Annotated in this window: 13 protein-coding genes; 10 read left to right on the top strand and 3 right to left on the bottom strand. The window is 41.4% G+C overall.

Going from position 1 to position 12,809, the window contains the following annotated elements:
- Nucleotides 1-16 precede the first annotated feature (16 nt).
- Nucleotides 17-985 (bottom strand): recombinase XerC, encoded by a 969-nt coding sequence (locus tag E7588_01465; GenBank protein ID MBE6687927.1) that lies wholly within the window; start codon nt 983-985, stop codon nt 17-19.
- 143 nt (nt 986-1,128) lie between these two features.
- Here E7588_01465 and E7588_01460 point away from each other — a divergent pair, with 143 nt between their 5' ends.
- The 10 genes from E7588_01460 (at nt 1,129) to rpmB (ending at nt 10,232) form a co-directional block, all read left to right on the top strand.
- Nucleotides 1,129-1,653: a hypothetical protein gene (locus E7588_01460; GenBank protein ID MBE6687926.1), complete on the top strand. Its 525-nt coding sequence runs from the start codon at nt 1,129-1,131 to the stop codon at nt 1,651-1,653.
- Nucleotides 1,654-1,698: 45 nt separating this feature from the next.
- Nucleotides 1,699-2,445, top strand: coding sequence for an N-acetylmuramoyl-L-alanine amidase (locus tag E7588_01455; protein ID MBE6687925.1), 747 nt, complete (start codon nt 1,699-1,701; stop codon nt 2,443-2,445).
- A gap of 16 nt (nt 2,446-2,461) precedes the next feature.
- Nucleotides 2,462-3,841: a DNA repair protein RadA gene (radA, locus tag E7588_01450; GenBank protein MBE6687924.1), complete on the top strand. Its 1,380-nt coding sequence runs from the start codon at nt 2,462-2,464 to the stop codon at nt 3,839-3,841.
- A 247-nt stretch (nt 3,842-4,088) separates the two neighbouring features.
- Nucleotides 4,089-4,784 (top strand): hypothetical protein, encoded by a 696-nt coding sequence (locus E7588_01445; protein ID MBE6687923.1) that lies wholly within the window; start codon nt 4,089-4,091, stop codon nt 4,782-4,784.
- Nucleotides 4,785-4,877: 93 nt separating this feature from the next.
- Nucleotides 4,878-6,191, top strand: a complete 1,314-nt coding sequence (locus E7588_01440) for a phenylacetate--CoA ligase (GenBank protein MBE6687922.1) — start codon at nt 4,878-4,880, stop codon at nt 6,189-6,191.
- A gap of 22 nt (nt 6,192-6,213) precedes the next feature.
- On the top strand, nt 6,214-7,959 hold the full coding sequence (iorA, locus tag E7588_01435) for an indolepyruvate ferredoxin oxidoreductase subunit alpha (GenBank protein ID MBE6687921.1): 1,746 nt from the start codon (nt 6,214-6,216) through the stop codon (nt 7,957-7,959).
- A 16-nt stretch (nt 7,960-7,975) separates the two neighbouring features.
- On the top strand, nt 7,976-8,548 hold the full coding sequence (locus E7588_01430) for an indolepyruvate oxidoreductase subunit beta (GenBank protein ID MBE6687920.1): 573 nt from the start codon (nt 7,976-7,978) through the stop codon (nt 8,546-8,548).
- Between the two features lie 9 nt (nt 8,549-8,557).
- Nucleotides 8,558-8,974, top strand: a complete 417-nt coding sequence (locus E7588_01425) for an ACT domain-containing protein (protein ID MBE6687919.1) — start codon at nt 8,558-8,560, stop codon at nt 8,972-8,974.
- 58 nt (nt 8,975-9,032) lie between these two features.
- Nucleotides 9,033-9,908, top strand: a complete 876-nt coding sequence (locus tag E7588_01420; protein MBE6687918.1) for an RluA family pseudouridine synthase — start codon at nt 9,033-9,035, stop codon at nt 9,906-9,908.
- 132 nt (nt 9,909-10,040) lie between these two features.
- Nucleotides 10,041-10,232 carry a 50S ribosomal protein L28 gene (gene rpmB, locus E7588_01415; GenBank protein MBE6687917.1) on the top strand — a complete coding sequence of 64 codons (192 nt, stop codon included), beginning with the start codon at nt 10,041-10,043 and terminating at the stop codon, nt 10,230-10,232.
- A gap of 89 nt (nt 10,233-10,321) precedes the next feature.
- Here rpmB and nadC read toward each other — a convergent pair whose 3' ends face one another.
- Both nadC and nadB read right to left on the bottom strand, forming a co-directional pair.
- Complete coding sequence (gene nadC, locus E7588_01410) at nt 10,322-11,152, bottom strand: carboxylating nicotinate-nucleotide diphosphorylase (protein ID MBE6687916.1); 831 nt, start codon at nt 11,150-11,152, stop codon at nt 10,322-10,324.
- 15 nt (nt 11,153-11,167) lie between these two features.
- Nucleotides 11,168-12,721, bottom strand: a complete 1,554-nt coding sequence (nadB, locus tag E7588_01405; protein MBE6687915.1) for an L-aspartate oxidase — start codon at nt 12,719-12,721, stop codon at nt 11,168-11,170.
- Nucleotides 12,722-12,809: the final 88 nt, after the last annotated feature.

The raw sequence follows: 12,809 nt of genomic DNA, 5'->3' as shown, positions 1-12,809 counted from the left end.
CTGCTGCGGGATTTCGTTATTTTTTGATTTTTTTAATGTTTGAAAGAGGGTTACTGTTGACAGCGTCCTCCATGCTTTTATCGCTTATGTGGGTATAAATCTGTGTAGTATTAAGCTGTTCGTGACCCAAAATGTCTTTCAGTACTCTTATATCCACTTTTCCGGTAGAATACATTAGCGTTGCCGCGGTGTGTCTTAGCTTATGAACCGAGTAACCGCGTTTGGAAAGTCCCGAAAGAATAAGGTATTTTTCAAGCATCTTTTGAACGGTGCTGTTGCTGACCCGTCTGCTGTTACGGCTTATAAACAATGCATCAGAATCTTTACTGTGCTCCGCACTGCGAAACTCAATGTATTCATTCAAGGCGTCACGGCAGGCATCATTAAGATAAATGACTCGTTCCTTAGAACCTTTTCCGGTAACCTTTAACTTGGACATATCACTTTCTATATCTGAAAAATTAATATTCACAAGCTCAGAAAGACGCATACCGCAATTAAGAAACAAAGTGACTATAGCGTAATCACGCACGCGGTATTGCTGATTGGAGGTACGGATGGCTTCGAGAAGCGCAATGCATTCATCGAGCGACATGTACTTAGGCAGTTTATTTTTGACACTTGGCGCATCAATATTAACAGCAGGATTCTCGTCCAGTACTTTTTCCTTGTTGGTCAAAAATCTGAAAAAGCTCTTTATGGAAGAAAGATGGCGCGCCCTTGTAGCAGGCATATTTTCCAAATCAATGGCATTGTAAAGCAAATAATCATATATGTCAGACGAGCGGATGGAGCGAATAAATCTTAAGTCCGCTTCTGAAAGATCTATTTCATCACCGTGTTCATACCCTTTCTTTTTGACAAGCAAATACTTGAGAAAATTTTCAAGATCATTACGGTACTTTGCGCACGTAAGACGGGAGCGCCCCTGAACATTTAAAGCATATGAAATATAATTATTGATAATCTCTGAGCTTTGCTTCACTTTAACGCCTCCTTTTGCACATCAAGTATACAACAATTTTTCTTATTTGTAAATATAATTCGATAAAATTTCACTTTTTGCTATTGAAAAAACTTCAAATTAGACTTATAATTATTGTAATCAACTGTTGAAAGGTGAATATCATGAAAAGCAATACTCCAATTATTGTAAGAATGCTTCTGAATCAATTTGTAATGTCAATCTTCGGAATTATGATTACCCTGTCCACACTTGCGATCAGCGAACAGTTCGCATCGCTTGCAAGCTGTATACCGATTTTTCTGTATTTTTTCCTGATTTATCATAATCTGTGGGATAAAGGTGCACGAGATGTTCTGACTGCGCAGCGCACCGGCGTAAGTACACCCTTAAAAGGTTTTCTTTATGCTCTGTACGCTTCAATACCCACCATCGTTTTGACCGCTGTTTTCTCCGTAATAACAAAGGAAATGACTTATACAAGTTATTTTGCAGATGTGGCTTACACTGCTGCAAAGCTTATACTTACCTTCTGTTTTCAGGGCATGTATCACGGCATCGCACTCATATTTTCCTATCACTTTGTTTTTTATATATTAGCAATATTTCCCGCAATAATCGTAGGCGGACTGGCTTATGCCATGGGTTATAGAAATATACGCATTATTCCCGAAAATAAAAAAGACTAACATATCCGTTTTCCCGTCGGCATAAAATGTTGACGGGTGATTAATATGAGCGACAGAAAAAACGCAAATATATTTATTGTCAAATTCTTACTGTTCCTGATTATCTTTACAGCGATATTTATATTGATTTCGCGCACGGGATATATAACTGCCGGAAAAAGAATGTTTCCTGATTATAATGCCGTTCTTACCGTAAATAAGACCCCGCAAAAAAAACGTCAGGTGATTGTTATTGATCCGGGGCACGGTGGTCCCGATAACGGAGCGAGCGGCATAAACGGTATTGCGGAAAAAAACATCAACTTAGAGGTTTCAAAAAAACTTGGGGAAATACTTTCAATTATGGATTTTGACGTTAAATTTACCCGTTCTGAAGATATTTCTCCCGGAAATTCCGACAAATTCATTAAGCGCAACGACCTGTTATACCGTGTTGAATTCACACGCGGGTTTGAGGAACCGTTGTTTGTAAGTATACATATGAATAAATTCGGTATTGAAAAATACAGTGGAACACAAGTGTTTTTTTCGAAAAATAATCCATCTTCCGAAATACTGGCAATTAAAATCCAACGTACAATACGACGTCTTATTCAACAGCACAACCACCGTGAGGTAAAAAAAGCAGGCTCTTCGATTTTTATACTTGACCGTCTTGAAACGCCTGCCGCACTTGTTGAATGCGGTTTTTTATCAAATGTCGCCGAGTCACAGCTGTTATCACAGGACGATTATCAAAAAAAATTGGCATTTTGTTTAGCAATGGGAATTGCAGACTATTTTAATCAATAAATCAAAGGAATTTAGTATGGTAAACGGTAACAAAAAAACTGTATTTGTGTGCTCCGAATGTGGAAATGAGCACAGCAAATGGTATGGAAAATGTCAAGCTTGCGGTGCATGGAGCAGTCTTATTGAAGAATCACGCATTACAAAAGGTTCTTCAAAAATTTCCGCAAAGGAATCCATAGTCAGAAGTACGGAAAGCGTTAAAATCAACGATATTGAGCTCAATCAAAGCGAAACTCGCTACAAAACCGGAATTAATGAATTTGACCGCACTTTGGGTGGCGGCATTGTCAAAGGTTCGGTTTCACTGATAAGCGGTGAGCCCGGCATCGGCAAGTCCACATTACTGCTTCAGATTTGCCGTACCATGGACAAAAAAGTTTTATATGTATCCGGTGAGGAATCTGCCGAGCAGATCAAAATGCGTGCTGTACGCCTTAACGTAGACAACGACTCTCTTTACGTGATGTGTGAGACAAATATTGAAGGTATTATGGGTGAAATTGATAAAATACACCCCGACATACTGATTATAGACTCAATACAGACAACCTATGACCCGGAAATATCATCTCCCCCGGGAAGCATAACCCAGACTAAGCAAATTGCACTTTCTATTATAGAAAAGACAAAAAATACCGGCATGGCTTCTCTGATAGTCGGACATGTCAATAAAGATGGTGCGATTGCAGGCCCCAAGGTGCTGGAACACATGGTAGATGTTGTTATCTATTTTGAAGGCGAGCGTTCAAACTCATTCAGGATACTCCGCACAATCAAAAACCGTTTTGGCTCCACAAACGAAATAGGTGTATTTGAAATGAATGAAGCAGGACTGTGCGAGGTTGGCGACCCAAGCCAGGCACTGCTTTCCGGACGTCCCAAAAATGTTCCCGGCAGCTGTACGGTATGCATCATGGAAGGAACACGCCCAATCATAGCCGAAATACAGGCTCTCGTAACAAAGTCTGTTTTTCCCTCTCCGAAAAGGCTTTCGCAAGGTGTGGATTTCAACCGTATGTCACTGATACTTGCAGTACTGGAAAAACGTCTGGGTTACCATCTTTCAACGCAGGACGTTTATCTGAATATTGTGGGAGGTCTGAAAATCGACGAGCCTGCTTGTGATGCGGGGATCATGCTTTCTCTCGTGTCGGGATTCAAAAACATTCCCATTTCGGACGAAGTTATTGCCATTGGAGAAATAGGTCTTGCGGGTGAAATCCGTTCTGTCAGTTTTTTACAAAAACGCATCAATGAAGCGGCGCGTCTTGGCTTTAAAATTATACTTATACCCAAGCGTAATATGAGCAAGATCACCTGTCCCGATGGTGTTAATCTTATTGGTGTAACCAGCATTTTTGAAGCAATTGAACTTTTCAATGTTCATAATGAATAATTTCACCGCTTTGCGCTTCAATATAATACAGACAGTTATTTATCATTGAAAGACGTGATATTTCGTATTTTTCTTTATCTTCTTCTCGGGTACAGTACCCTTCTTTCTGATAAATACAGTTATCAGAGCATCTTATAAGTGTCATGAATACCTCCGAGGTTTTATTTGATAATAATATTCCTTGAAGTGACGCTGACAATAACTCAAGCAAACACATTTAACACAAATGAAAGATATATTACAAACTATGCGATACGTTTTTTGCAGTAAACTAATAGACAGTGATATCAACACCGCTTTTGTAAAAAGCGGTGTTGATGTTATACATATCCCCTATCACAGTAGACTTGATGGGCCGGTATCTTCTCACGCAGATATGCTTTGCTTTAAACTCAGAGAAGATTTTTGGGTCATTGAGCGTGAAACATACGATAAAATTTCATCTTTAATCCCATCACACGTAAAAGTCATAACTGATTCGTTTGAACAAAGCGGTTCAATCAAATATCCGTACGACATAAGGTTTAATGCCGCTGCTGTTTCAGAATTCCTTTTTTGCCGTGAAAAGTACGTTTCACCAGTTATTCTTGAAAACACAAGTCTGAAAGTAGTCGATGTGAAGCAAGGATACGCGAAATGTTCAATATGCAAAGTAAATGAATATTCCTTTATTACATCGGATATTTCACTCAAAAGAGCGGGCGAAAAGTGCGGTCTCGATGTGCTTCTCATTTCACAGGGGCACATTTGTATTGACGGGTATAACTACGGATTTATAGGCGGTGCATCCGGTTTAATTGACAACAAGCTTTTATTTTTTGGCGACATAACGCTTCATCCGGACTATAAAGCGATACACAAATTCATATATGACCGCAATGTTGAAGAAATCTGCCTTTCGAATAGAAAGCTTTATGATTTTGGCGGTGTTCTTTTGTTGTAAGCCATTGACACAAACGGAATTATGTGATATAATTATAGTGTCGTTTTTTATATTAAAATGTAAGTATTCAAAATAGCGAGGTTTAAAATGGGCATTAATTTTTGGCAAAAAGACATTGAAACCATGAAAAGATCAGATATCGAGGCTCTCCAGCTGGCAAAGCTGAAAAAGCTGGTAGACTACTGTTACAATAATGTTCCCTTCTACAAGAAAAAACTTGACGATGCAAAGGTTACAGCCGATAAAATAAAACAGCTTTCCGATATAAAGTACATACCCTACACTACCAAGGAGGATATACGCGACAACTATCCCTTTGGGTTGTTTGCCGTACCTAAAAAAGAGGTAGTAAGAATTCATGCTTCTTCCGGCACAACCGGAAAACCTACCGTTGTCGGTTACACAAAAAATGATGTGGAGCTATGGACAAACCTTGTTTCTCGTATTGTTGTTTCCGCAGGTGCAACCGCGGATGATGTTGCGCAGGTTTCTTTCGGGTACGGACTTTTCACAGGTGCTTTGGGTCTTCACTATGGTCTCGAACGCATTGGTGCCACCGTTATTCCCGCTTCAAGCGGCAACACTGAAAAGCAGATAATGCTCATGGAGGATCTTGGAACCACAACCCTTATTTCCACCCCCTCTTATGCTCTGTATATGTCCGAGGTCGCTAAGGAAATGGGCAAAAGCCGTGAGAACTTCAAGCTCCGTCTCGGTCTTATGGGCTCAGAGGGTTGTACCGATGAAATGCGTGATAAGCTTGAAGAAGCTTGGGGACTTTTTGTAACAGATAACTACGGAATGAGCGAGCTAACAGGTCCGGGTGTTTCGGGTGAATGTATATACCGTTGCGGTCTGCACATTGCCGAAGATCACTATATTCCCGAAATTATATCTTCCGAAACCCTTGAGGTTCTTGACGATCCTTCGCAATCGGGTGAATTGGTGTTCACCACACTTTCCAAGGAAGCGTTCCCGCTTCTCAGATATCGTACCAAGGATATTTCAAGCTTAAACTACGAAGTATGTCAGTGCGGAAGAACACATGTACGTATGAAAAAAGTTACAGCACGCGCGGACGACATGCTAAAAGTAAAGGGTGTTAATGTATTCCCTTCACAGATTGAAAGCATCCTTGTTAAAACACCTCATATCAGTCCCAACTACCAGCTTGTTCTCACCACCAAGAATTACATGGACAGCATCGAAGTCCGTGTTGAGCTTACCGACGGTTCACTGCTTGAAAAGTATTCTGAGCTTGAAAATCTTCAGAATTCCATACACCAGAACATCAAAACAATTTTGGGAATAGATGTTAAAATCACCCTGCTTCAGCCCAAGACAATCGAGCGTACAGCAGGCAAGGCGAAACGCATCGTTGACATGCGCGGAAAGAAAACAATTTAATTTATTAATAGAGGAAAAAGTTATGTCTAAAACAATTATGCTCGGCAATCAAGCCGTCGCGCGCGGATTGTACGAAGCCGGATGCGTACTGGTTTCCAGTTATCCCGGAACTCCCAGTACCGAAATTACCGAATTTGCTGCAAAATATGATGAAATTTATGCAGAATGGGCACCAAACGAAAAGGTGGCGCTTGAGGTTGCACTGGGTGGTGCAGTTGCAGGCGGAAGAACATTTTGCGCCATGAAGCACGTAGGTCTGAATGTTGCCGCAGACCCGTTGTTTATAACTGCTTACACAGGTATCAACGGCGGAATGATTATTGCGGTAGCTGATGACCCCGGAATGCATTCTTCTCAGAACGAGCAGGATTCTCGCCATTACGCTGCCGCTGCCAAGCTTCCCATGATTGAGCCTTCTGACAGCAAGGAATGTCTTGAGTTCATAAAGATGGCTTATGAGTATTCTGAAAAATATGATACTCCATTTGTTCTGAGACTTTCCACCAGAGTTTCACACTCTCAGAGTATTGTCGACACCGCAGAAAGAGTCGAAGCACCTGTAAAGGAATACGTAAAAGATGCCCAGAAATACGTAATGATGCCCGCAAATGCCAAAAAACGTCATGTTGTTGTAGAACAGCGACTTGATGATATGGTGAAGTGGGCTGACGAGGGCTGTCCTTTCAACAAGGTTGAATACAACTCCAAGAAAATAGGTATCATAACTTCGGGAATTTCTTATGATTATGCCAAAGAAGTATTCGGCAATGATGCTTCATACTTCAAGCTGGGTATGGTTTATCCTCTGCCCGAAAAAGCACTTATCGAATTCGCTTCTCAGGTTGAACGTGTTATCGTAATTGAGGAGCTGGATGATATTTTTGAGACACAGCTTAAGAAGCTTGGTATTAATTGTGACGGCAAGAATCTTCTTCCTAAAATTTCAGAGTTTTCTCACGAGCTTCTTCGTGAAAAATTGCTGGGCATCAAGGCAGACTACGTAAAGCTTGACGAAGAGCTCCCAAATCGTCCGCCTGTAATGTGCCCCGGATGTCCCCATCGCGGTCTTTTCTATACCCTCAAAAAGATGAAGCTTACGGTTTGCGGAGACATAGGTTGCTACACCCTCGGCGCCGTACCCCCGCTTGGCGCAATTGATACCACATTCTGCATGGGCGCTTCCGTTTCCTCTCTTCACGGTTTTGACAAGGTTAGAAATAATCCCAGAAATACCGTTGCTGTAATCGGCGATTCAACATTCATGCATTCGGGTATAACCGGTCTGTGTAATATTACATATAATCAGGGGATTTCTACGGTGCTGATACTTGACAACAGTATCACCGGTATGACCGGACATCAGCAGAACCCCACAACCGGATTCACTCTGAAAAATCAGCCCGTGAAGCCGATTTCCATAGAAAAAATATGCGAGGGTGCCGGAATAGATCCCGAACATATCCGCATTTGCGATCCTGCCGACCCTAAAAATCTTGAAAAAGTTATCCGTGAGGAAATAGACAGCGACACTCCTTCTGTTGTTATTGTACGACGTCCTTGCGCTCTTCTCAAGCAGGTACCAAAAGACACTTACTACACTATTGATTCCGAAAAATGCCGTGCCTGCCGTGCTTGTATGTCAATTGCATGTCCCGCTATTTCCACAATCGGCGGTGTTAAGCCTTCTATCGACACCTCTTTATGTATCGGTTGCGGTCTTTGCAAAAACATGTGCAGATTTGACAGCATAATACATGTAAAGAGATAAGAAAGGAGTGCTGAAAATGATTAAGAACATAATGATTGTAGGTGTCGGCGGTCAGGGCTCCCTGCTCGCCAGCAGAATTGTCGGAAATGCCGCTATGGCACTCGGATACGATGTAAAAGTCAGTGAAGTACACGGTATGTCACAGCGCGGAGGTTCTGTTGTGACATATGTACGATATGGTGATAAGGTACATTCCCCCGTCATTGGTCAGGGTGAAGCTGATATTATACTTTCTTTTGAACAGCTCGAAGCTGCACGCTGGCTGTCATATCTCAAAAAGGACGGTGTTCTTATCACTTCAACTCAAAAGGTTATGCCGATGCCTGTAATTACCGGAGCTGTCGGTTATCCTGATGAAATAATCAGTAAAATCGAAGGTAAAAACATCAAAGTTGTTGCAGTGGATGCACTTAAGAAAGCTGAAGAGGCAGGTTCTATAAAGGCTGTTAACGTTGTACTCATAGGTCTCATGGCGCATTACAGCGATTTCACCAAAGAACAGCTGCTTGAAGCTTTGGAAAAATCAGTGCCTCAAAAGCTTCTTGATGTTAACTTGAAAGCTTTTGAATCCGGATATAATTGTATATGAGGAAAAGACATGATAATTAAACAGATTTCAATTTTTGTTGAAAACAAGCACGGACGCCTTGCAGATATCACAGAAATTCTCGCAAGAAATAATATTAACATTCTGGCATTGTCGATTGCCGATACTACCAATTTCGGTATTCTGAGAGTCATTGTTGATAACCCCGAGCATGCCGAAAATGTATTGAAGGAAGCAGGGCTTACCGTTTCTATCACAAGCGTTCTGGCTGTAACCATTGACGATACGCCGGGTGGACTTGCCGGTTGTCTCAGACTTCTTGCCGACAACAGCATTCCCGTTGAGTATGCTTACGCATTCGTTTCACAAACTGCAAACAAGGCATGCGTTATCCTGAGAATAGAAAAGGATTTCAAAGCTTTGACAGTATTGCAGGAAGCCGGTTATACAGGCCTTGAAGTACAGTAGTTTTGTAATTAACTCCAACGACAGTGGCCAACGTTTGGATAAATATATATCCAAGGTAATGCCCACATTGCCGTTTTCGCTTCTTTACAAAGCAATACGAACAAAAGATGTCAAAGTTAATAAGAAGCGCACCACGCAGGATTATCGCCTCAAGGAGGGCGATGTTGTGGAGTTGTATCTAAAGGATGACTTTTCCAAACCACAGGAATACAATTTTAAAGATATAACGCCCAACCTCAATATCGTGTATGAGGACTGCAATATTCTTCTGACTAACAAGCCTCAAGGTATGTCTGTGCATCCGGATGCTGTGCAAACACGGAACACACTTATTGATAACATCAAAGCGTATTTGTACCAAAAGGGCGAATATATTCCCGAAAATGAAGCCTCGTTTGCGCCGTCGCTTTGCAACCGCATCGACCGCAATACAGTAGGTATTGTTATTTGTGCAAAAAACGCCGCCGCTTTGCGCGAAATCAATGCGATGATAAAAGAAAACCAGGTAAAGAAGAAGTATAAGTTGATTTGCCACGGTATTCTTAAGAAAAAATCGGGCAAGCTTACAAACTTCCTTGAGAAAAACAGTACCGAAAATATGGTGCGTATTCTTCCGTCGCCCACTCCCTCAACAGTGACAGCGATAACAAAGTACAGAGTTTTGCGTGAAAATGAAAGTCTTGCTTTATCATATTGTGAAGCTGAACTTGCCACAGGAAGAACTCACCAAATACGCGCACAGTTTGCACATATGGGGCATCCTTTAATGGGAGACGGAAAATACGGTGTGAACCGTGACGACATCAAAAAAGGCTTTAAATACCAAGCGTTATGCTCTTACAGTCTGGAATTTACCCCCGATGATGGCAGCGTTCTCAAATACCTTTCAGGAAAAGTATTTGAAATAGTTCCTCCGTTTGAGGATTTTATCTGAGTAGTACACGGTTTTATTCAGATTTTAATTAAAAATTCCAAAATATTTTTGCAAAAGTATTGATTTTATTAAAAAGTTGTGATATAATATTCTAGTATATTGAGTTAGTAGCTTATAGGAGGTGTGTTATAGATGGCAAAATGCGAAATTTGCGGAAAGAGTGTAGCTTTCGGTCTTCAGGTTTCCCACTCCAATAGAAAATCCGGAAGAACTTGGAAGCCTAACGTAAGAAAAGTTAAGATGACTTTAAACGGTGCAACCAAGAAAGTCAACATCTGCTCTCGTTGTCTGCGCACAATGAGCAAGGATTCCAAAGCGGTTTAATTTATCGCAAGAAACAGGCTGTCTGTCGACAGCCTGTTTTTATTTTATATTTAAAAATGCGCTGAAGGTTTTCTTCAGCGCATTCATGATTAAATCATTTTAAACTTCAAACTGATATCAAGTGCCTTTACCGAGTGTGTAACAGCGCCGATGGAAATCAAATCAACACCAGTCTGCGCAACTTCTTTAAGACTTTTTTCACCCATATTACCCGATGCCTCCGTTATGGCTCTTCCGTTAATAAGCATTACTGCCTTTGCCATATCTTCGTTGGACATATTATCAAGCATTATTATATCGGCGCCTGCTTCAAGTGCTTCGTTAAGCATTTCAAAGTTTTCGACTTCAACTTCAATTTTCAAAGTATGCGGCGCATTCTTTCGCGCTGCTTCAACAGCATTTTTGATACCGCCCGCCGCCACAATATGGTTATCCTTTATGAGAACACCATCCGCCAGATTAAAGCGATGATTTACACCGCCCCCCACCTTAACGGCACGTTTTTCAAGAACACGTAAGCCGGGAGTTGTTTTTCTTGTATCGGCAATTTTGGCATTATAACCTTTAATCTGTTCAACAGCTTGATTGGTGCGGGTAGCAATTCCGGAAAGATGCTGCAAAAAATTGAGAGAAACTCTTTCTGCAGTAAGAAGACTAATTGCTTTTCCGCTTACCTCGCATAACACATCACCCTTTTTTACACTATCTCCGTCTTTTACAAAAAATTTGATGACGGTATCATCGTCTATGAGCTTAAAAGTTCTCTCAACCACATCTGTGCCGCAGATAATACCATCTTCCTTAGCAATAAAACGACCATGGGCTTTTTTATCAGCAGGAATAGTGGAAAGGCTGGTTATGTCACCTGTTCCGATGTCCTCACTGAGAGCATTAAGAATTATATCATCCAGTCCGAACATATTATGTAATCTCCTTCAATCTTCGATGTAATGCGCTCCTACGCTTTCCTTACGAGCGAGTGCATCACAAATAACTTTATATGAAACCTCAAACATATTTACAAGTTCCAGTTTCTCTGGAGTATCGCAAATTATATTATCGTATTCCTTCCAAAGAGTGAGCAAATCCTTCTTTGCATTTTGCATATCGGCAGTATGCCGTATAGCGCCAAGATTATTGGTCATTATATCTTTTATTTTCTGCTTATCTTGTTCAACCTTTATTTGAGAAACAGAAATTTGAGCAGTAATATTGCGTTTTACGGCTTCCAAATCATACACTTCGGGGACAGAACGAAAATTATTATTTATATGTAAAGCACTTCGTCTGCCAAATACGAGGCATTCAAGCATAGAATTAGATGCCAGTCGGTTTGCACCGTGAATACCAGTGTTAGCGACCTCACCGCAGGCATACAACCCAGTTAAATCAGTCATACCGTCAAGATTGGTTTTCACGCCGCCCATGAGATAGTGTTGTGCGGGGCGAACAGGTATTGGTTCACCGGGAAGGTTGATGCCGTGCTTTGTGCATTCTGCGTATATGGTAGGGAAACGATGGGAAAAGAATTCTTTATCCATACTGCTGACGTCAAGAAAAACGTTGGAATCACCGCTTTCTCGAAGTTCAGCAAGTATACCTCTTGTAACGATGTCGCGCGGAGCAAGCTCGGCCATTTCGTGACGTCCCTTCATGAACTGCTCGCCTTTTTTGTTGCGCAATACTCCCCCTTCACCTCTTACAGCTTCTGAAATCAGAAAAAGTCGAGGAGACGCTCCATAGGGTATCAGTGTGGTAGGATGGAACTGAATCATTTCCATGTTTGTAACCCGTGCACCGGCACGTAAAGCGCATGCGATGCCATCCCCTACCGCACCCACAGGATTTGTGGTGTAATTATATATCTGACCTATACCGCCTGTAGCAAGAATTATATTTCCTGATACAAAAAGCATATATTTTTGCTGCACAAGATTGTAGCATATTGCTCCCCAGACACCGCTGTCATCGGTAAGAATATCTACAAGAATAGTGTGAAAATATGGCTGGATATTGTCACGAAGCATAACAATTTCACCAAGGCGCTTGGTTGTTTCACGTCCTGTCGCATCCCCACCGCAATGAACAATACGTCGCATTCTGTGTCCGCCCTCGCGAGTGATGGCAAGTTCACCTTCACTGTTAAGGTCAAAAGGTACATCCATATCAACAAGCGCACGAATATTTTCCGGTCCTTCGTTAACCAGGACTCTTACCGCTTCTTCGTCACAAAGCCCTGCACCCGCTTTGAGAGTATCAGCAATGTGAAGCTCCGATCGGTCCTCTTTTGACATAACGGCGGCTATCCCGCCCTGTGCCAGCCAGGAATTGCTTTCGTCTATACCAACCTTTGTTATGAGTCCTACCGTCTTATTCGCATCAATATGAAGCGCAGAATACAATCCCGCAATACCGCTGCCGATAACTAAAACGTCGTACTTAAATATGTCCAGCTCTGAAATATTTCCGGAGAAAAGATATCTTCGCATAATATGCCTTTCTGCAATAAAATGATTGTCGAATTATATGTTTATTAACTATTATTTTACTCCAAAATCTTTTGTTAGTCAATAGTTT

The sequence above is a fragment of the Oscillospiraceae bacterium genome (genome assembly GCA_015065085.1).
GTDB lineage: Bacteria > Bacillota > Clostridia > Oscillospirales > SIG627 > SIG627.
Note: the sequence above shows the minus strand (reverse complement) of the source record. Positions and strands in the feature narration are given on the sequence as shown.

Excerpts from the sequence above, each read along its gene's own strand:
- E7588_01425 (MBE6687919.1), top strand. The coding sequence starts at position 8,558 with ATGATAATTAAACAGATTTCAATTTTTGTTGAAAACAAGCACGGACGC.
- E7588_01445 (MBE6687923.1), top strand. The coding sequence starts at position 4,089 with ATGCGATACGTTTTTTGCAGTAAACTAATAGACAGTGATATCAACACC.
- nadC (MBE6687916.1), bottom strand. The coding sequence starts at position 11,152 with ATGTTCGGACTGGATGATATAATTCTTAATGCTCTCAGTGAGGACATC.
- E7588_01455 (MBE6687925.1), top strand. The coding sequence starts at position 1,699 with ATGAGCGACAGAAAAAACGCAAATATATTTATTGTCAAATTCTTACTG.
- nadB (MBE6687915.1), bottom strand. The coding sequence starts at position 12,721 with ATGCGAAGATATCTTTTCTCCGGAAATATTTCAGAGCTGGACATATTT.
- rpmB (MBE6687917.1), top strand. The coding sequence starts at position 10,041 with ATGGCAAAATGCGAAATTTGCGGAAAGAGTGTAGCTTTCGGTCTTCAG.
- E7588_01460 (MBE6687926.1), top strand. The coding sequence starts at position 1,129 with ATGAAAAGCAATACTCCAATTATTGTAAGAATGCTTCTGAATCAATTT.
- E7588_01430 (MBE6687920.1), top strand. The coding sequence starts at position 7,976 with ATGATTAAGAACATAATGATTGTAGGTGTCGGCGGTCAGGGCTCCCTG.
- E7588_01420 (MBE6687918.1), top strand. The coding sequence starts at position 9,033 with ATGCCCACATTGCCGTTTTCGCTTCTTTACAAAGCAATACGAACAAAA.
- iorA (MBE6687921.1), top strand. The coding sequence starts at position 6,214 with ATGTCTAAAACAATTATGCTCGGCAATCAAGCCGTCGCGCGCGGATTG.
- radA (MBE6687924.1), top strand. The coding sequence starts at position 2,462 with ATGGTAAACGGTAACAAAAAAACTGTATTTGTGTGCTCCGAATGTGGA.